The sequence below is a fragment of the Chryseobacterium sp. CCNWLW53 genome (assembly GCF_037083525.1).
Lineage (GTDB): Bacteria > Bacteroidota > Bacteroidia > Flavobacteriales > Weeksellaceae > Chryseobacterium > Chryseobacterium lathyri.
Genome location: NZ_JBAOJR010000001.1, coordinates 1,052,071 through 1,072,520 on the forward strand (window position 1 = coordinate 1,052,071; position 20,450 = coordinate 1,072,520).

14 protein-coding genes are annotated in these 20,450 nt (G+C 37.4%); 8 read left to right on the plus strand and 6 right to left on the minus strand.

The window, feature by feature from the left end:
• Positions 1–61 precede the first annotated feature (61 nt).
• From V6R96_RS04935 to V6R96_RS04960, 6 genes are all read right to left on the minus strand, one after another.
• Positions 62–331, minus strand: coding sequence for a hypothetical protein (locus V6R96_RS04935; protein ID WP_223557668.1), 270 nt, complete (start codon positions 329–331; stop codon positions 62–64).
• 349 nt (positions 332–680) lie between these two features.
• Positions 681–1,124 carry an ABC transporter permease gene (locus tag V6R96_RS04940; RefSeq protein ID WP_336378169.1) on the minus strand — a complete coding sequence of 148 codons (444 nt, stop codon included), beginning with the start codon at positions 1,122–1,124 and terminating at the stop codon, positions 681–683.
• A gap of 5 nt (positions 1,125–1,129) precedes the next feature.
• Entirely contained in the window at positions 1,130–1,561 is a 432-nt protein-coding gene (locus V6R96_RS04945) for a hypothetical protein (protein WP_223557666.1), read from the minus strand.
• Complete coding sequence (locus tag V6R96_RS04950) at positions 1,561–2,700, minus strand: beta-ketoacyl-ACP synthase III (protein ID WP_111958681.1); 1,140 nt, start codon at positions 2,698–2,700, stop codon at positions 1,561–1,563. The genes V6R96_RS04945 and V6R96_RS04950 overlap by 1 nt, the downstream gene beginning before the upstream one ends.
• Before the next feature lies 1 nt (position 2,701).
• Positions 2,702–3,616 (minus strand): dialkylrecorsinol condensing enzyme DarA, encoded by a 915-nt coding sequence (locus V6R96_RS04955; protein ID WP_336378170.1) that lies wholly within the window; start codon positions 3,614–3,616, stop codon positions 2,702–2,704.
• A 43-nt stretch (positions 3,617–3,659) separates the two neighbouring features.
• Positions 3,660–7,313 carry an MMPL family transporter gene (locus tag V6R96_RS04960; RefSeq protein ID WP_336378171.1) on the minus strand — a complete coding sequence of 1,218 codons (3,654 nt, stop codon included), beginning with the start codon at positions 7,311–7,313 and terminating at the stop codon, positions 3,660–3,662.
• Positions 7,314–7,640: 327 nt separating this feature from the next.
• Here V6R96_RS04960 and V6R96_RS04965 point away from each other — a divergent pair, with 327 nt between their 5' ends.
• From V6R96_RS04965 to V6R96_RS05000, 8 genes are all read left to right on the plus strand, one after another.
• Entirely contained in the window at positions 7,641–8,780 is a 1,140-nt protein-coding gene (locus V6R96_RS04965; RefSeq protein ID WP_223557662.1) for an EpsG family protein, read from the plus strand.
• A gap of 360 nt (positions 8,781–9,140) precedes the next feature.
• Positions 9,141–12,491: a T9SS type A sorting domain-containing protein gene (locus V6R96_RS04970; protein ID WP_336380185.1), complete on the plus strand. Its 3,351-nt coding sequence runs from the start codon at positions 9,141–9,143 to the stop codon at positions 12,489–12,491.
• 271 nt (positions 12,492–12,762) lie between these two features.
• Positions 12,763–15,321, plus strand: a complete 2,559-nt coding sequence (gene topA / locus V6R96_RS04975; protein WP_336378173.1) for a type I DNA topoisomerase — start codon at positions 12,763–12,765, stop codon at positions 15,319–15,321.
• A 159-nt stretch (positions 15,322–15,480) separates the two neighbouring features.
• Positions 15,481–16,548 (plus strand): formimidoylglutamase, encoded by a 1,068-nt coding sequence (locus tag V6R96_RS04980; protein ID WP_223557659.1) that lies wholly within the window; start codon positions 15,481–15,483, stop codon positions 16,546–16,548.
• Between the two features lie 11 nt (positions 16,549–16,559).
• Positions 16,560–17,336: an SGNH/GDSL hydrolase family protein gene (locus V6R96_RS04985; RefSeq protein ID WP_336378174.1), complete on the plus strand. Its 777-nt coding sequence runs from the start codon at positions 16,560–16,562 to the stop codon at positions 17,334–17,336.
• Positions 17,333–18,319 (plus strand): glycosyltransferase family 2 protein, encoded by a 987-nt coding sequence (locus V6R96_RS04990; RefSeq protein WP_336378175.1) that lies wholly within the window; start codon positions 17,333–17,335, stop codon positions 18,317–18,319. Before V6R96_RS04985 ends, V6R96_RS04990 begins: the two co-directional genes overlap by 4 nt.
• Before the next feature lie 115 nt (positions 18,320–18,434).
• Positions 18,435–19,562, plus strand: a complete 1,128-nt coding sequence (locus tag V6R96_RS04995) for a glycosyltransferase family 4 protein (RefSeq protein ID WP_111958699.1) — start codon at positions 18,435–18,437, stop codon at positions 19,560–19,562.
• Positions 19,563–19,590: 28 nt separating this feature from the next.
• Entirely contained in the window at positions 19,591–20,448 is an 858-nt protein-coding gene (locus tag V6R96_RS05000) for a polysaccharide biosynthesis/export family protein (protein ID WP_111958701.1), read from the plus strand.
• Positions 20,449–20,450 lie beyond the last annotated feature (2 nt).

Here is a 20,450-nt window from a genome sequence, read left to right on the forward strand (position 1 = left end):
TAATTTTAAAGCAGGGCAGTGATGCTCTGCTTTTTTGTTTAAACTAATCTGAAAGGCAACTTTATTTCCTCTTGGTGTAATTCAGCTTCACCAGCAAATATATTTCTGTTTTCTCAAGATCATTACACCATGTGCGTTCTGAAACGACAGCATTTTCGTAGAGATAAAGATCTTCCATATTATTAACATATTCCAGTCTTTCGGAAGTCCGGTATTTAAAAAATGAAATAAGATTCACTTCATCACCAACCTGTGGAGCAACCGGAAATTCAACGGAATTCTCGAAATCGAATTCAATGTCATACGAATAGAACCTTACTTTTACACTCATAATATTATTTTTATCAAATATATTGAAAATAAAGGGTTATTAAATATTTGGGAGGGAAGAGGGAAGATGGAGGCTGGAAGTTACTGGCAGGATTTCAATGTCTGATAGTTTATTATACAAATTGATAGATAGGTTAAAAGAACAATAAACAGGCTTAGAGTTATTCTGAGACTTCTTGAATAACTTTCCTCTCCCAAGCTCCAGCTTCCCTCCTTCATAATCATCTGTGCAAATCTGTGCAATCCGTGGTTAAAAAACATAAACAAGACAGCTTTTTCACGAATCGGGGCTAAAAAAGAAAAACCGCACGGTAATCGTACGGTTATATATTTTCACTGAAAATGTATTCTTAAGATTTCACTTCCTGAATAAATAGATTGATCTCCGCTCTGATCAATAATTCATCATTATTAAAAGTCTCACAGAAGATATTGCAAATATTTTCATACTGGGAGATCAGTGAAGCTTTGGAAATAATCTTGTCTCCTGTTTTTGGAAGAGCAAATACTTCAATTTTTTTGATGTTGGTGATAAAGCCTATCACTTTCGTATCTGCCTCAGGGTTTTCAAAGAAACTTTGTCCGAGAATGGATGAGCAGGTCTGGGCAAGGTTTTCAATCAGGCCGGCTTCTGCCAACTCGTTGTTGTGGACAAAGATATTATCTTCTTTTATTTCAAAGGAAGTCACAACCTTTTCTTTGGTCAATTCCAGGATATAATCTGCCATCAGCATCGGTTCCCGGTGCGGCAGAAAGTTATGTATATTGATAAGGTGCTCTTCCTTGATTTCCATTACATTTATTTTACAGCAGTTTTCATTTGGGATTTTGCAATGATCGAGCCATTCAGCTTCGTGACAATATCCACCAGTGTTACCCCCATCACTTCATTAAGGATCGATACTTCCGAGATCAGCCGATCACCTGTTTTTGGCAGGGTTTCAGCTTCAAAAGATTTAATAGCTCCGATATATCCGGTAGGGGCATCTTTTCCTAACAGGTAATATTTATAACCTGTGTGTAAAGCAACACTCTGTGCCTGATGCTCGATAAGACCGGAAGCCTGGAATGTCCCGTCTTGGATAAAAATATTATCTTCTTTTATTTCAAAGCCTGAAACAAGATGATCATCAGAGTATTCCGTAAGCTCATGAACCATGACAAACGGAAAACGCTGTGGGATAAGGCTTCCCACAAAATCCTGATCAGATGTCGGCAGTTGGTGTTTCATTAGCAAACTGTTAATAGGGCACAAGAGTAGGCAAATCTTCCACTTTCAGGAACACATAACAATACTTTTTCTCCTTTTTTCAACGTTCCGGAATTCATTAATTCTTCCAGTGCGATGAAAATAGAACCTGCACCGATGTTTCCTACTTCAGAAAGGTTATAGAACCATTTCTCTGTAGGGAAATCCATACCTTTTTTAGCGAATTCGTCTTTTAAGCCATCTTTAAAATAGCCTGAAGAAATATGTGCCAGAACATGGTCTATTTTTTCAGGATCCAGGTTATGCTTATCAAAAGAAGATCTTAAGCTTTCTGCTCCTTTTACAAGAATATATTTGTCCAGGATTTTGGTGTCCTGCTTAATAGCAAAGATTGATTCTTTCAGCCATTCATCAGAAGGGTAATCTGCCCATGATTTAAGGCTTCCGTCTTCCTGCTTATCGCATCCGGCATACATACAGGCTTCAATTTCGTGAGCGTAAGAATAAAAATCAATGAATTCTATTTTTAAATTAATTCCGTTTTCTCGGGGTTTATTTTCGAGAAGGAATGCACCGGCGCCGTCAGAAAGCATCCATCTCAGGAATTCTCTTTTGAAGGCAACAATAGGTCTTTCTTCCAGTAATTTTAAGTTTTCTGCTTCATGATTGAATTTATCTGCAGTCATCCATGCAGACATTCTTTCTGAGCCTGCACAAATAGCATTATCCTGTACACCAGCCTTTACGGAAAGGAATCCGTAGTTCAGGGCGTTCATTCCTGAGTTGCAGAGACCTGTAGCGGTATTAATTTCAATAGATTTTCCAATATTCAGCTCACCATGAACCATAGAAGCATGTGAAGGCTGCATCTGATCCGGAGAAGTGGTTCCAACGGACAATAGCTTCATATCTTCTTTTTTGAAGTTTTCATCGAACAATCCTTCAACAGCTTTGGCTGTGATCTGTGCATTGGTATGGGTAGGATTTCCTTCTTTATCCAAAGCATAGTATCTTGTTGTGATCTTGTTATTTCTTAAAATCAATGATTTTGCTTTAGAGGGAGCGCCATTTATCAGACCAAGATAAGTCTCCATTTCATCATTTGATACCGGGTTATTAGGTAAGTATGTTGATGCTTTTGTTATAAATACGTCGTACATTCTATTTTAAATTAATTCCTTGTAAATATGTTTTTTGTTTTTGTCTTTTAGACCAAAATATAGGGGTTGTCAGTAAGTGTAAAACTAAGACGACAGGTGAAATAATCCATATCGCAGCCATCAAATATACCTTAAAGAATTTTATCAGCAATGGACGTTTCTCTTTTTTCTTAATAATGAGATTAGACCATACGGTGAAGATCTTGTTGCCTACTTTCTCTACTCTTACTAAAAAAGGACGGATCTCTACAGCGCCATTCTTTACCAGATCAGGCTGAAGGCCGGATAAGTTTCCGCTGCTGAAATGCTTTTCTATAATGTTTCCGTACTTTACAGAGCCCGAAATTTCTTCATCCGAAATCCCGGCGGCAGGAAGCATTCCTGATTTTTCTTTCTGCCCTGTAGTCAGCCAGCGTAAGATCGTCAGTACACTTGTGTAATTGTCATGCCTATCCACTAAAGCAATATTTCCTACCAGTTTTGCGCCAAGATTTTTTAAATATACCTTAAGCTTTTCCTGAGAAAGCATCCACATATTTCTGGTTCCTGAAATTGTAACCACATCTGTATCTTTCAGGATCTTTTCTGCAAAACCACTCTTTAGGAATGAAATGATGGGAATAGATGGTGTAAGATACCAAACCTGATAGCCGAATAAAATAAGATCGTACTTTTTATTCAGGACCTCATCAGAAGGCGGGAAGATCTCTTTCGGAATCTGAAGGTAAGATTCAGGAAATGTATTGAAAAAAACATCGCCCGGCCAAGGAAAAGGAAAGTCTTCCTTCAGCTGTATATTATAATAGGTAACGTCATATTCCTCCTTTTTAGCTTCAAAAGGTTGGGCCATGTTCTTCACAATATCCTCCAGCTGGCCGGTTTGCGAATAATAAATGATGAGTATGTTTTTTTTCATTAATATTCTTTAGCGGTTACAAAAATATGCTTTTCATATTTATTTACTGTTTTTTGAATATTTTTATTGCCTGGGAATTAAATTCCTGTGAATAACCTGGATTGTTTAGCTCTTTGGATGCTGTGTTCAGGAATATAATTCTCTCAGGAAGTTCATTCAGTGTACTGATATCAAAATTATGATCTGAAACCAGCAGTACATCAATATTTTTATTGATTTCCGAAAGATTATTAATATAATTCAGCTTTCTTCTTTTAACCAAATAAGTCTGTCTTGCCGTTTGTCTTCTTTCATCATTTTCAATGAAAGAGAAAATTCTTCTTTCTGCCTGATAAAGGGTAAGTAGGATATCCTTCTGTCCGAAATCATCTGCGATATGCAGGATGGATGCATCCTTCGGAATATGTTTGTTCAATTCAAAATAAACAGATTTATGGGCAGTAAAATCATCTTTTACTTCTTTTACCACTTCACTGTCTTTATAGAGGTAGCTTAAGAATAATTTTTTCCTGAAATAATTTTCGTCTTCCAGCTCATGTCGCAGTTTTGCAAATTCCAGTCTGAAGTACGCATTGATTTTTTTTGTTCTTTCAGAATAGTTTTTTCCGAAACTCAGATCATCTTTGCTGATTCTTTCCCCTACTTTTACGGTAATGCTTCCGTCATAGATAATGAAGTCTCCTTTTGGCAGCACTTCGGAGTTTCCGTGAATGTACAGAGGGAGAATATCAAGTCCGAACTGTTCTGCAAGATAAAATGCTCCTTTGTGGAACCTTTTCACATCGTTCGTATAAGATCGTTCTGCTTCGGGGAAAACAACGAGGGAATATCCCTGTTCAATTTTTTCTTTCAGTTTTTCCATCCCGTTCTCTATTCCCTTAGAAACCGGATAAAAGCCAAGTGCTCTTACCAATCTTCCGAAAACAGGAGAGTCATATACCCAGTCATTGACCAGATAGATGATTTTATGAGTCGCCATTGCAATAGCAAGTGTATCCAGGAAAGAAGTGTGATTGGCTATAATCACTGCCGGTCTGCTGAAATCTTCCGCAGGGTTTCCAATAACTCTTTTCTTTACAAAGGGAGTAATATACAATACAGATGTTAAAAATTTAGCTAAAATTAATTTAATAATATCTAAAGTTTTTCCTTTTGATCTTTTGATAAATACACTTCCGATCAGTGAAAAAACGAATCCTCCCAAACCATAATAAAAGAATGATATGATGCATCGTAAGAACAGCCTGAAAGTAATAGGAGAAAGTCCTTTTTTTGCTCTGTTTGTGATTAATAATCTGAACCAGAACGGATACAGCGTGGAGGTAATGATAATCACAGAGAACATCCCGATAAGGGCGACCAATGCCAGTGAATGTAATGCCGGATGTTTTGCAAAGATCAAAGAACCGATTGATAGGATGGTCGTGAAAACGGCAAGAATAATAGACGTTCTGTAAGTTGGAAGCTCATTTTTACCGGTTGTATGCTCCTTTTGCATGGCCTGGGTCAGGAAAATGCTGAAATCATCCCCAACTCCAAAAACCAGTGTACAGACTACGGTACTGAAAATATTTAGTTCTAATCCTAAGAAATAAAGAATCCCCGCCGTTACGATTCCTGTTAATACAATAGGGAACATGGTGAGAACAGTAAGCTCAAAATTTCTGAAGAAAACAATAATGGTCAGGATAATGGCCAGAAGAGAATAGTTGATCAGCGTACTGAAATCTCTTTTCAACAGACCCAAAAAGTTCTCATTCATTTGCTGGCGGTCAATGGCGAGAGCATCGTGGTTCTTCTCAACGTCTTTTATGAAGGTGTCTCTTTTCTTCTCATCTACTTTTACAACATTGGAGACCGTATAAAATCCGTTTTCATTGCTCAGGAATTCCGAGATCTGTAATGCTTTTACCTTCTCGTAATCTTTGAGGCTTAATGTTGTATAGCTCTTATTTAAAATTTCATTGAAATTGTCAAAAGCATTGCTGTTGAATCCAAATTGATTTCCGCTGTTTACCAGTTCAGAAACAGTACGCTCCTTTTTATTTCCATCCCAGAATTTATTCCATATTTCGATCCTTTGTTTCTGATCTTTTTCAGAAAGGACAATATTTCCCAGTGAATTATAGCTCAGGATTTTTCCTTGCTGTTTTTCCTTCTCAAGAAAGTTGCTCAGCCGCGAATTTCTTGCCAGTGCCTCTTCCTCCGAGTCCCCATAAGAAATAGTGTAAATGGATTTTGAAGTGATATCAGAAAGTTTCTGAAGTTTGGCCTCGCTTATTTTTAAGTCTTTCGGAATATAATTGAGGTCACCAATATCCTCATTGAAGCCTACATGCCGGAAACCGAACAGACAGGCAATAATAATGATAGAGCAGCCTATGATCAGAGGTTTGTTCTTTTCATATGGATAAGAACCTATCCTGTCGATAAAATTAATGCTGTGCTTACCCTTTTCCTGCTTGGGCTTATAAAGCTGAGGTACAATGATCAGTGCAGTAACGGAAGAGAAAATAACTGTAATCGCGGCAAAGAGACCAAGATCTTTCAGTGCTTCAGAACGTACAAATACCAGACATAAAAAAGAGACAGCAGTTGTGGCACTGCTCAGTATAATGGGTTGTGTGATCTCTTTGTACAGCTCTTCTATATTATTGTTGTGCTTGTAATGGGTAAGAATATGGAGTGCATAATCTATGGTGATTCCGATAAGGATGGCACCTACACTCAAGGAAATAGCTGAAATTCTGTCTTTTATAAAATAAAGGATCAGCAGGGCCAGCAATACCGAAAATACAGTTGGGAGAAATACGATAATGGGAGTAAAGAAATTCCTGAAATAGTAGATGAGGAGGATCAGAAGTACCGCCATGGAGATCATGACCGTATTTTGAATATCTTTTTTTATCTGCTGGGCATTGGCCACGGCAATTACCGGAGAGCCGAAATAACTAAGCTCTGTTTTTCCTTTAAACTGTTTATTGATGCTGTCTTTTATCTGGTTGAGCTGATTGATGAAAGCTTCGTTGCTTTTGGTGTTATTGCTTTCATTTTTAGGATCTATGAAAAGCAAAAGGTTTTTCCCGTCTTTTGTGACTATATAATTGTCTTCAAGCTTGAAATCTTTGCTGATGTTTAAAGCATTCAGTTTTTTGATTCCTAAGTAAGTAATTCCCAAAGGATCTTTTTTGATGAATTCCTTTGTTACAAGACTTGTCGGTGAGACCAGAGAAACATAATTATTCTCTACCTGCTTGGATATACTGTCTTTTTGAAGTTTCCTTTCAATTTCCCTGTAATCATTTTCATCAAGGAAAAGAGGCAGATTTTGGTTGACAAAATCAAATGTTTCCGAGATTTCACTGTCGTTCACCTTTCCCTGAACAGAACCTATATATTTTTTCAGAGGTTCCATCTTTTGCAGAAAATTATCGGCCGTTTCAGAAAGCTGAAAGCTGTCTTCATTGGATTTGTTCTCTATAATCACAATGATCTTATCTGAAAAATTGAGCTGTTTAAGGACTTTTGCGGTAAGATCGGACTTTTCATTTTTAGGAATTATCTGGTTGATATCCTCTTCAAAGTTAATTTTTGAAGCAAAAACACCACATATTACAGCTATTCCTAAAGCAAGAATTGCTGAAAGAAGCTTGTTTTTAGAAATCAGATAATATAAAAATATAAAGAAACGATGCATTACATTATGAAATCAAGTCTGCAAATTTAATTTTTTCAGTATTAGTTCAAAACATTTAAGCTATAAGTTTATCTGAAAATCAATAAAATATTCTAGGCAGAATAAAAAAATATTCTACTTTTGCAAAAGTTCCCTCTTAAAATATATTTTAAACCAATATTATTACTAAATAAGAATCTGTTTTAGATATGTTGAAAAAAAATGATGAAAAAATTAACGGATTTCTAATGGCAGGAGCATTCTCTTTTCTGCTGCCTGCATTCTCTTATTACAGATTTGCATCTTCTTTGTGCGTACTGCACCGGTTACAAAAAACACTAAATTAGCATGAGTTTATTACATCCATATTTCATCGTTGCGATTGTATACATGCTTTTCTTTAGTGTACAGGAAGTTTTTGGTAAAAGAGTAGAAAAAAAGTGGTTGTGGTTCCTGGGGATCTATCTTATTTTACTGGCTGGCTTCAGGGATAATGTAGGCCCGGATTATGGAAGTTACAAGGCAATTTACATTTATTCTGATACAAAGAGCTATTACAGTATTTTTATGAAGATGCTCCACATGGAGGGTCCGGATCATCTGGAAGTGGAATGGCTGTATACACTCATTAATAAGATATTGCTGAATGTCTTTAATGCACCCTTTTATGTGCTTACCCTGGTTATTGCTATCTGTGCGGTTTTTTTCAAGATAGAATATACAGAGGATAATACTTTTTACCCCTTTACATTTACCCTGTTCATGTTTATTCCTTACTTTTTTGTGGGGGAAAGCGGGCAGATCAGGCAAAATCTGGGGACATTTATTGTTTATTTTGCCGTACGCTACATTAAAGAACGGAAATTATGGCATTATCTCTTTTTTATATTCCTGGGATCGGGTATACATACCGTTTGCTACCTGTTTCTCCCAATGTACTGGCTGGCCCGTATTCCACTGAGTAAAACCGTCATGCTGGTCCTGATCATCATCTCCATATTTCTTTCGCCATTCGAGATATACCGGGCTTTTGGAAGCTTTTTAGACAGTATGGCCTCAGATAATATTTTGGTGAATGGATTAAATGGATATATGGATGAATATTCAGAAAGACTGAACGGAGGTTTTGGAATTCCCGAAGCCATGATGATGATTTTGACGTTCTTTCTTTTTGCATTTGATACCAAGATGAAAGAGCTGTATCCCTATTATGAATACCATAGAAGCTATGCCGTTGTGGGAATATGCTTTTATTTTATTTTCAGGAACAATCCGGTATTCTCATCCAGACTTGTAGGTGCATTTATCGGGTTTTCTTACGTGCTGATCCCCAATACAATGTATGTAGTATCGAGTGGCATGAAAAAAATGATTTATGCTTTTATCATTGCACTTGTTATTTTTAACTTTGTTGTTTTCTCCTCCTTCTTAAATATTAAAGTAGGTAGATTTACCATTGAGCTTTATAAAAATCACATTCTCCCTTAGAATTATTTTATTGACTATATTTTATAAAGACAGCTCCAATGCTGTCTTTTTTTATTCCTTATTCCTCTTTTTTTAAACGGTGATTATCCTCATAAAAATTTATCAATTGAAAACTCTACTTTTGTATTCTACAAAGTGCCGTTTTCGTATTTATAATCTTTTAATGATGATTTATTATTAATACAATTAACATATTGTTTTTCTATTCATATTTTTAATTGTTTATTGTTGATAAAGGCTTAAAAGTTGTATTTCATGTAAATGACACACAAGTCTAAGGATATGAAAAATTTAGTTAAAAGTTTTGCGGCAATTTTTTGCTTAGTGTCGATTTGTACCTATTCTAGGAATAGTAGAGGATTGAAAGAAAATCTTCCGTATGGATATACAGAAAAATCAGTATCTGCAAAAGATACTTTAACAAAGCCTGCTGACAGAAGGGCAGTCGTTTCGGACTGGACAAAAGCTCCCAACAGTTATATTTTTGATCCCGGCCAAAACAGCGAAGGTTTGCTGATTCCGGTAAGAAAAGCTTATGCTATGTGGCAGGGGGACGGATACATTAAAGGGGACGGAATCCCTTCCGGCAACCAGACAGCTGAGGTATTGTGGGAAGATTCTCATGGTCTGATAAAATCAGGGGAGAGATACTCGCTGGAAATTTTAGGGTCCGATGAAAATGCCAAAATAAAAGTTCCCATCAACAAAGCAAAAAAAGGAAATGCTGTGGTTGCCTTAAGAGTAAACAGTGAAATCTATTGGAGCTGGCATATTTGGGTGACCGATGATCCTACTAACGGATCCACTTACAAAAGTTTTGATAGTATCACAAGAGTTAGGGGAGATGGAACGGTTGAGCGGATTCCTGATTCAGATTGGGGATGGATGGACCGTAATCTCGGAGCTTTAAGCAGCTCCATTACTTCTTCGGACTGGAGCAAAAGTATGGGACTGCTCTACCAATGGGGAAGAAAAGATCCGATTCCGCCTTTGGTAACAAGAGGGAACGACTTCTATGAAGTGTCAGGATCCATAGGGAGGATCAGGCATAGAGGCGCGAAAAACTTTACCGGTGCTTTAAATATTGATAACCTCACAAAATACGTTCCGCTTGCAAATGCAGAGATAACCAATAATATCAGGCTTTCTGTGAAAAATCCATTAAGTCTGATCTATGTGAACAAAGACGATAACAGCGGCCAGGCTTATTACAATAACAACCCCAATCTTCCGGTTAACTGGTTTGGAAATGCTGCCGGAATTCCGGATAGCAGGCTCTCAGAACTTAACCTTTGGTCTGATAATTCCCGGGGACTCATCAGTACGGGATATAACAATAATGCAAGTGCAAAACCTTACTGGGATAAATCTCCCTATGATCCATGTCCCAACGGATGGAGAATACCGTCAATGCTGGTAGCGAATTTAGCCTCACAGTCTTATATAGATGATATCAGACTGGATTTTTCCCCTTTCGGTGTCAGAAGCAATATGGCTAAAAATGTTTTCGAAGCAAACAAGTATCATATTATTAAACCTACAGATACAGGAGTACCGTCATTCATGACAGGATTTAAGGTCTACCCTAACTTTGGTTTTGATCTTTCCAATGCCGGTGGGAATAATATGGGAGTTTTTCCGGGAACAGGACAGTTGATTAGGAATGCCCACCAGGGGCAGTATACCGACCAGCATCACGTTGCCTTATGGACGGCAACAATGGCCAGGCATTTTGATACTTCCCCGGCGGTTATCACCAGAGGGCTTTTTATGATCCCTGATAAAGGACAGTCCGATATTCCGGATCCTAATTATCCCAATATTAAAGGAAGATATTTTTATGTGCCTATGTCAGGAATGTATACTTCCGATGCCAATGGATGTCGATGCATCAAAGACCCTCTTTATATCGTAAATGATTATAATTTTCCTTCCGAATATCTTGCTCCGAAAACAGAATACAGAGAAGGAATCAATAATCCTAATACCTATCAGGCTGTTAAAAATTCAACGCCTTTTATTGTGGAAATCCCGGTAAGCAAAGCCTTTTCAGTGCAAAGTCAGCTTTTGAATAATCAGGAAATCTTAGATGCCCCCAACTTCAATAATCTAAAAGTAAATGTGCTTTGGACGACTAATACAGCTCTGATTAATAAAGTGTTGGTCGTTAATCCTTCCCCGGTCTCACTTGAGAGTCTCAGCAGCTCAAAAATTTCGGTGGAGATTAATCCGAACCAGAGTGGGAATGCTGTAGTGACACTTCATAACGGAAGCATTTCTTCACCGGTGTATTGGAGCTGGCATATCTGGATAACCGATTCCTCTTTAGGGTCTTATAACTACAGGACAGAACTTCCGATGGCTGAAGCGGTCAACTATGTGAATTACGTAAATAAAGCGGATGCTGTGTTTCAGACAGAATTTATGGACAGGAACCTGGGAGCGATAGATGCATTTCCGATAGTTGCCAATGCGATGACACCAACAGCTGCAGAACTTGCAAAAATAAGAGCTTCTACAGGACTACATTATCAATGGGGAAGAAAAGACCCGATTCCTACCTTTCAGTATGCAGACAACAGAGCATCATTTAATGTGTTTTTAGGAACAGCATCGAGTAACGGAACTATAGTTTATACTACACTAACTCCTGCTGCCTATAATAATATGTCAGGAAACTATATTGTTCCTTATAATACTTATGCAGCTCCAATTGTGCAGAGTGCCGATAAACCAGCGGATAAAATTGCAAAAGTACTGTCTTACTCTGTGAAGAATCCTTTGGTATATATGATCCCAAGTGTTTTTGCTCCTTATAACAGTGCAATGCCTAATTATACCAATGGGACGGACTGGCTGGCCAATGAACCAAATCTTGCTGCTGACCGATGGGGCAGAGGAGGAAAAAAATCACCTTTTGATCCTTGCCCGGAGGGCTGGAGGATCCCGGATGTCACCAATGTGGCATTAATTTCTAATCAGGATTTCGGGCAGTCGCCCTGGTATAAAAAAGATAAAAATATAGCGACCTTTTATAGTGTCAGTACAGATTACGCAGGATATAGAGTCAGAAATCCTTCCACAACCTCTACTATAGGGTATATGTTTATAGGTCCATCTTATATACTTGGTAATTTCCCGGATTCGGGTTCGCGCGGATTCAGAAATGTTATAGCTAATCAGTCTCCACAGGGAACATTCAATACAGTCAACTTTCAGTATCCTGGTGTCTGGACAGCAGCTTTGGCTGCAAACTATCTGGGGCGATCTGTTAATGTCTTGTTTGATGCAGCTTCTACGGCCAACCGGTTTATTGCATTTAATGATAATAATGATCCCTATTTAGGAATAAGCTGCCGATGTGTGAGAGTGAAGTACGACGCTCAGGGAAATGAAGCTGGTCCCATTCCGAGATTACAGGTTACAGCTATGGCTGCAGGAAAAGAAGCGGCTGTCTTGAGCACGACTGAGATGAAGGAAAAGATAAATGAGAAGAAAATATCATTATTTCCAAATCCAGTAAAGGATATACTGTATATTAATGCTTCGGATAAAACAGGCTATTATTATCAGATTTATAATGTTGCTGGACAGTTTGTTAAATCCGGAAAGTTTGAAAACGGAAGAACAGACTTGTCAGCTCTAAGTTCAGGAGTATATTTAGTAAGGATTAACAATTCTGAAGAAATTGTGAAAATTATTAAACAGTAGAAACTTTAAAAAGCCATAAAAGCAGAACAGAATTTCCTGTTCTGCTTTTTTATAACGGCATATGCTTGCATCTATCACTGTTGATGAAAAATTCTATATCATCTATTTTATTAAAGTTAAATTTCGAGCTAAACCCTACGCCCTAAAGGACTTGATATCTTTAAAAATGCCCTCAGGAACGCATGTTAAACACATCTAAATATTAAATTAAACCGTTTTAACAAAATGTATATAATAAAAAAGCTTTACTTTTGCAAAAAATTTTTTTAGAATGTCGAAAAATTTAGTAATTGTAGAGTCCCCGGCAAAAGCAAAAACTATTCAGAAATATTTAGGGAAGGATTTCGAAGTGAAATCGAGTTTCGGACACATCCGTGACCTTCCGAAAAAAGGTATGGGAATAGATCTTGCCACCTTCAGTCCTGATTACGAAGTTTCGGCTGACAAAAAGAAACTGGTAACAGAATTAAAGGCTGCCGTAAAGAAAGCCGAAATGGTATGGCTGGCTTCCGATGAAGACCGCGAAGGAGAAGCTATCGCATGGCACCTGGCGGACGAATTGAAACTGAAACCCGAAAACAGAAAAAGAATTGTTTTCCACGAGATTACTAAAAATGCCATTCTAAAAGCCATTGAAAATCCCAGAGATATTGATCAGAATCTTGTGAATGCCCAGCAGGCAAGAAGAGTTTTGGACAGGATCGTAGGTTTTGAAATGTCTCCGGTTCTCTGGAAAAAAGTAAAACCAGGCCTTTCTGCAGGAAGAGTACAGTCTGTGGCTGTAAGATTAATTGTAGAAAGAGAAAAAGAGATCCGTGAGTTTGTTCCGAAAGCAAGTTTCAAGCTGGATGCAATTTTCTTAAATAAAGCTGAGCAGGAAATTGCTGCAAAGCTTAAAAAAGACTTCGAAAAAGAAGAAGACGCAGAAAAATTCCTTGAAAAAGCAAAAACTACAGAATTTAAAGTCCTGAATGTTGAAACAAAACCGGGAACACGTTCTGCATCTGCACCATTTACCACTTCTACCCTGCAACAGGAAGCCTCTTCAAGATTAGGATATAACGTAACCAATACCATGCGCCTTGCACAAAGGCTATATGAAGAAGGGTACATTACCTATATGAGAACCGACTCCGTGAACCTTTCCCAGGAAGCGATCGAAGGTGCAAAAAAGCAGATCACTTCAGAATATGGAGCTGAATATTCTTCACCAAGAAACTATACTACAAAATCAGCCTCTGCACAGGAAGCTCACGAAGCGATCCGTCCGACTGATTTTGCGGTGAAAAGTATCGGTGATGCCCAATTGAACAGATTATACCAATTAATATACAGAAGAACACTGGCTTCCCAAATGGCAAACGCTAAAATTGAGAAGACTGTGATTGAAATAGGAAACACATCACTGCCCCAGCATTTTGAAGCACAGGGGGAGGTGATTATTTTTGACGGTTTCCTGAAAGCTTACGGAATTGTAAAGACAGAAGACGATGATGAGGAAAACAATGAAAAACTGCTTCCTAAAGTAAATGTAGGGGAAGTTTTAAGTTATAAAAAAATAACCGCTTCAGAAAAATTCACAAGACCAAGTGCAAGATATACGGAAGCCGGATTGGTGAAAAAGCTGGAAGAATTAGGAATTGGACGTCCGTCTACTTATGCGCCGACGATCCAGACCATTCAGAACAGAGAATATGTAGACAAAAGAGAGATAGATCCTCAAACCCGTGAAGTGGTTAAGATGTCTCTTACAAAAGATAAGATCAAAAAAGAAGTTCTTGAAGAAAAATTCGGGGGCGACAAAAATAAATTTGTACCTACAGATATTGGTGAGGTTGTTAATGATTTCCTGACAGATAATTTCAAAGAAATCCTGGACTATGGCTTCACAGCAAGAGTAGAAGAAAGCTTTGACGAAATTGCCAACGGAGATCAGAAGTGGAAAGAAATGATGACCAATTTCTATTCAAAATTCCACCCGAGAATTGAAGATGTAGAAGAAAATGCAGACAGAGCGAATGGCGACAGGCTTCTTGGAGTAGATCCTAAGACCGGTAAAAATGTTCATGCAAGAATCGGAAGATTCGGAGCGATGATTCAGATCGGTGAAACGGAAGATGAAGAAAAGCCAATCTTCGCTTCACTAATGACGGGACAGAATATTGCAACCATCTCTTTAGCTGAGGCACTGGAGCTTTTCAAACTGCCATTCGAACTTAATGAATTTGAGGGTCAGGCAGTTTCTGTAGGAGTAGGAAGATTCGGACCTTATGTGAAGTGGGGAGAGACATTTATCAGCATTCCGAAAGGTGAAGATCCTCTTTCTGTAAGCCAGGCGCGTGCAGAAGAGATCATCAACGAAAAGAAAAAAGCTGATGCGCCAATTGCTACTTATAAAGGAGATCCGGTGACCAAAGGAACAGGAAGATTCGGACCGTTCATCAAATACAAAGATATTTTTGTGAATGTTCCTAAGAAATATAACTTCGATAATCTTTCACAGAGTGACATCAATGAGTTAATTGATGCCAAGCTGGAAAAAGAAGCCAACCGATACATCCAGCAATGGGAAAAAGAAAAAATTTCTATTGAAAACGGAAGATGGGGCCCATTCGTTAAATTCGGGAAAGCCATGTTCAAGATTCCTAAGAAAAAAGATGACACCAAATATGAGGCTGAAGAGCTGAAGGATGTATCTCTGGATGAGGTGAAAAAATGGATCACAGACCAGGATAAAAATGCCTTTGCAGAGAAAAAGAAGCCGGCAGCTAAGAAACCTGCAGCAAAGAAAACAACTGCAGTAAAAAAGACAGCAGCTAAGAAGAAGTAATATTAAAATAAGTATACAAAGCCGTTAACAATATGTGTTGACGGCTTTTTTTATTAACAAAAGTTGCCACAGCATATGAACTTGCTCTGGTTTTTTTGTATGTTTGTTTAGGAAAGCAATTAGTCAATTAACCCATTCCCAAGTTTTCAGATTAAAAATATGGATTTTGAAGATTTTATCATTTCACCAAGAAATTTCAAAACAGAAAGCTGGCAGATCGGCAGCAGAATTACAAAAGATATAAAAGAAGACAGCATTGTTCTTCTCTTTGTTTCAGATTACAGAGGAGCGGGCGGTGATGCAGAGGTACAGGACTTTACAGCGGTAAGAAAAGAGTTTTATAAACTTTCGCAGCTGGATTTTGAGGTTCCTGTCGTGGATCTTGGAGATCTGGTTTCCGGAAAAACGGTTCAGGATTCCCATTATATCCTGCAGGAGGTTTTGTCGGCATGTCATTACAAAAGAGCCCTTCCGGTGATTATCGGCGGATCCAATGATTTTGCTTTCTCACTCTTTTCGACATTGAATTTTCACAAGAAAAACATAAACTACACCCAAATCAGCAATATTATTTCTCTACAACAAGGGGAAACAATTAATGAGCATACTTTTTTAGGAAAAATTTTAGGTTCCAAGAATTTCTCCATCAAAAACTATCATCATCTGGGTTATCAGAAGCATCTGAACGAAGCAGATTCAGTAAGGCTGATCAAAGACGTTGAGTTTGATATCATCCGCCTTGCTGAAATGATGAATTCCACCGAAAAAACTGAGCCTTTCTTCAGGAAAACCGATTTGGTAACCTTAAACTGCGATGCTGTTGAAAGCTTCAGCGAACCGTTTTCCATGAACCCTCAGGTAAACGGGTTGAACCGAAGAGAGATCTGTGCCTACATGAAAGAAATAGGTTTGAGTGAGAATTTAAAATCTGTAGGAATTTTTAATTATAATATTTATTCTGAAAGTCAGCTGAACCACCAGCTCCTGGCACAGATGATCTGGTACCTGATCGAGGGAATCAATATTCAGAGGTCCCATCCCAAAGAAAGGCATTATGAACTGTTCTATGTTTTGATTGACGATAACCAATATGCTTTCAAACGGGATACTTTCAGCAATCTATGGTATTTCGGAGAAGATGAAAATATTGAAAACTGTATTCCATGTTCCAAAAAAGATTTTGAAGAAGCAAAAAGAGGAACGCTTAATCCCAGGCTGACTTTTTAAGTACACACAAGATGAAAAAAAAATTAGTAGCAAGCATTGTTCTGTTAACCGGACTCGTCAGTTTCATTTATTTTTGGAATAAATATGCTTATGCGGGTGAAGAAAACTATTTTTCTTCCAATACAAAACCGGAAAACGGACTTCAGATCGGCATTATTGGAGATAGCTGGGTGGTAAGGCAAAACCTGGATTCACTTTTACAGAAAAAGCTTTTGGATCAAGGAATCCATTCAGAAATTTATTCATCGGGAAACCCGGGTGCCAAAACCAAACGAATCTATGAGAACCTTTTTAAAGAAGAGAGTGAAGAGTTTTCTTCTAAAAAAGTGATTGAGAAAAAACCTGATTACTGTATTATAATTGCCGGAGTTAATGATGCGGCAACATATGTAGGGCCGGATTTTTATACCCATCACATGTTGATGATCATTACAACACTCCTGCATTATAATATCAAGCCGGTTGTTGTTTCCCTTCCGGAATTTGGAGTCGAAGAAAATTTTAAAAATAAAAATATACTAAGCAGCCTCAGTAACAGAAGTGCTGAATTGGTTTTAAATGGCGGCGACCAATTTAAAATCCCGGATTACAGGAATGCTTTGCTGACAGAATTAAAGCATGACGGGCTGGATAAAAAAGTGGCCATTTTGAATTTTGATGAAGTAAGCTCTGATTATGATAAGGACAGAAGTCTGTATGCAGATCCGCTCCATTTAAACAAGCAGGGTTACCAAAAATTCAGTGAATTTTTAGCAAAAGGAATTATTAATTTAGAAAACATAAAATGAAGGTTTCAATTATAGTTCCCGTATATAATGTAGAGAATTATCTGGCAAAATGCCTGGATTCCCTCGTTAGTCAGACTCTGCAGGATATTGAGATTCTGGTCATTAATGATGGCAGCAAAGACCACTCAGGACTTGTCATTGATGAATACGCACGAAAATTCCCGGATAAAATAAAAGCTTTCGCCAAAGAGAACGGAGGCCTGAGTGATGCCAGAAACTTTGGTATTGAAAGGGCTTCGGGAGAATATATAGGTTTTGTAGACAGTGACGATTATGTCATGGAAACGATGTTTGAAGAAATGCTGCAGCTGGCAGAAAAACATCAGGCTAAAATGGTCATCTGCAATATCCAGAAAGTAGATCAGGACGGAAAAGTAACTCAGAAACTCACTCAGATTCCTAATATGTCTGAAAAAATAGAGCTTGAAAATCATTTTTCTGTTTTTTCAGACCTCAGTTATTTTGCCTGTAACAAGCTGTTTAAAAAAGAGCTGTTTGATCATAAAAGATTTAAAAAAGGAATCCATTTTGAAGATATTCAGCTGATACCGCAGCTGCTTCTGGAGTGCAAAACTTTGGCGCAGACACAGAATTTTCATTATCAGTATCTGGAGCGGACAGATTCTATTACAAAAACCCACACAGAAAAAGGGCTTGATATCCTGAAAGCCGTAAGAGAGGTGGAACAGGTATTTGAAGGATCCGGATATTCCCACAAAAGAAAAGAGCTTAAAAACTTCCAGATTTTTGAAGGAGTATATTCTTTTTTAGCTTATCTCGCTTTTGTAAAAGACAACGAAACATTTTATAAAATGGATGCTGAACTGGCGATTTTTATGAATGAAAGGAAAATAAAAATTCGAGATATATTAAACTATAATCGTTTTGGTAAGAATTATCTTTTATCTTTGCCGTTGAAAAAAAAGATATTTTATCTGTTGTTTTTTGCAGGACAAAAGAAGCTGATAAGAAAATTGTTATAACACAAATGATAAGTACAATTATTTTGGTCATTACATAAAACATTGAAAGGTAGCTCTTTATGGAGTTTTTTAGTAAGTTTTATTAAGATATTGATGATGTGCTTGATAAAAAAAAATGAAGAATTTTGAATTGTTCTTAAGCGAATCAGGAATTTCTATTTTTTACGTGAAAATAGGGTTAGGTTTTCTATTCTCTTTTTTAATTACCTTTTTCTCTATTCCCACCATCATTAAGATTTCCAGAAGAAAGAATCTTATGGATGAGCCAGGGATAAGAAGTTCCCATCTCAGAAAAATTCCCAATCTTGGCGGGATAGCTATTTTTTATTCAATAGGAATCTGCGCATCCATCTTTGCGTATGAGCTTTTTGATCTGTACAAATTTTTGTTTGCCTCATTAATTATCCTTCTGTATATAGGAGTAATGGATGATATTGTTGTAATGAGAGCCTATAAGAAGCTTGTTGCCCAGATTATGGTGTCTGCATTAGCTGTAATAGGATCCGATATCAGAATCAGAAGCCTGTTCGGAATATTTGGAATCTATGAATTGAGCTATTTCATAAGTGTATTGTTCAGTATCGTTACTTTTATTATTCTCATCAATGCTTTCAATCTTATTGACGGAATAGACGGGCTTGCCGGAGGATATTCTGTGATCTGCAGTGCTCTTTTCGGAATAAGCTACTACAGGTTAGGAGAATATAATTTTCCTTTGGTGGTTTTATCAGTTATAATTATAGGTACCGTACTGGCATTTTTATATTATAATTTATCTAATTACAGGACCAATAAAATATTTATGGGAGATACGGGATCCATGCTTCTGGGTTTCCTTCTGGCATTTACTTCGATCTGTTTTATTGATATTTTCATAGACAGAGAACTTCCCAATGTGCCAAGATATCATCTGCAGTCTGCACCGGCAGTGGCAGTTGCTATTCTTATTCTGCCGATTGTGGATACCCTAAATGTAATTATTGTAAGACTCTGCAATAAAAAATCTCCTTTCGATGCAGATAAAAACCACATTCATCACAAACTGCTTAAATTAGACCTTACCCATAGACGTTCCACATTTTATATTATTGTTTACTATTTGATGATTGTAGCTGTAGCTTATTACTTAAGACACATCAATATAAATTTCCTTTTACTTATCATTATTTTATTAGGCTTTTTTGGAGCTTATCTTCCAGATCTTATCTATCATTTACGAAATAATAAGAAAATAAGAATTTAATTTTTACTTTTGCAAATAACATCCCAATATGATGAAGAACTTGAAATATTTATTTTTATTATTACCCTTTTTGATTACATCCTGCATCACCAAAAAAGATGTAAGGTATATGCAGCCCAGCGAGAGTCTTGTAATCAATGAAGAAGGACTTATTCCCTACAATATTCCTACTTACAGAATTACAAAGAATGACATTCTTAATCTCAATATTGTAACCACTCCCAAGGGAGATGCTGCACAATTTTATTCATCCCTGAATTCTTCCGGAGGAGCAGGAGGCATCAATAATTCTGCATTAGTAGGTGTTGGAGGCGTTGGGGGCTCTGGTGTTGGCGGAAATGTGAACTTTTACTTTAACGGTCTGAAAGTGGATTCTAAAGGAGATATCAATGTTTTCGGAATAGGATATGTGAAAGCAGAAGGAAGAACATTGGAAGATATTACCCAGGAGCTTCAGGAAAAAGTAAATGAAAACTTTCAGGAAGGAAAATCTGAAGTAAGACTGAACACAAACGGAATCACGTATTATATTTTGGGAGACGTAGAAACGACAGGTCTTTCCGGAGAAAAAGTAGCACACAAAAATACGCTGACTATTACAGAAGCTTTAGCTATTAATGGAGGCTTGAACAGAACGATTGACCGTACAAATATTGTTATTCACAGAAAATTGCCGGAAGGAATAAAAGTGGCAAAAATAGACCTTACCCGTGAAGATATTATGAATTCCCCATACTATTACGTACAGAACGGTGATGAGATCTATCTGAATACAAGAGGAAAAAGCTTGAACGGATTTGGTAAAGATCCTGTACAGACTTTAACAACTGGGGTATCGGTGATTACTACAGCATTATCAATTTATCTGCTTCTTAAAAACCTTTAACC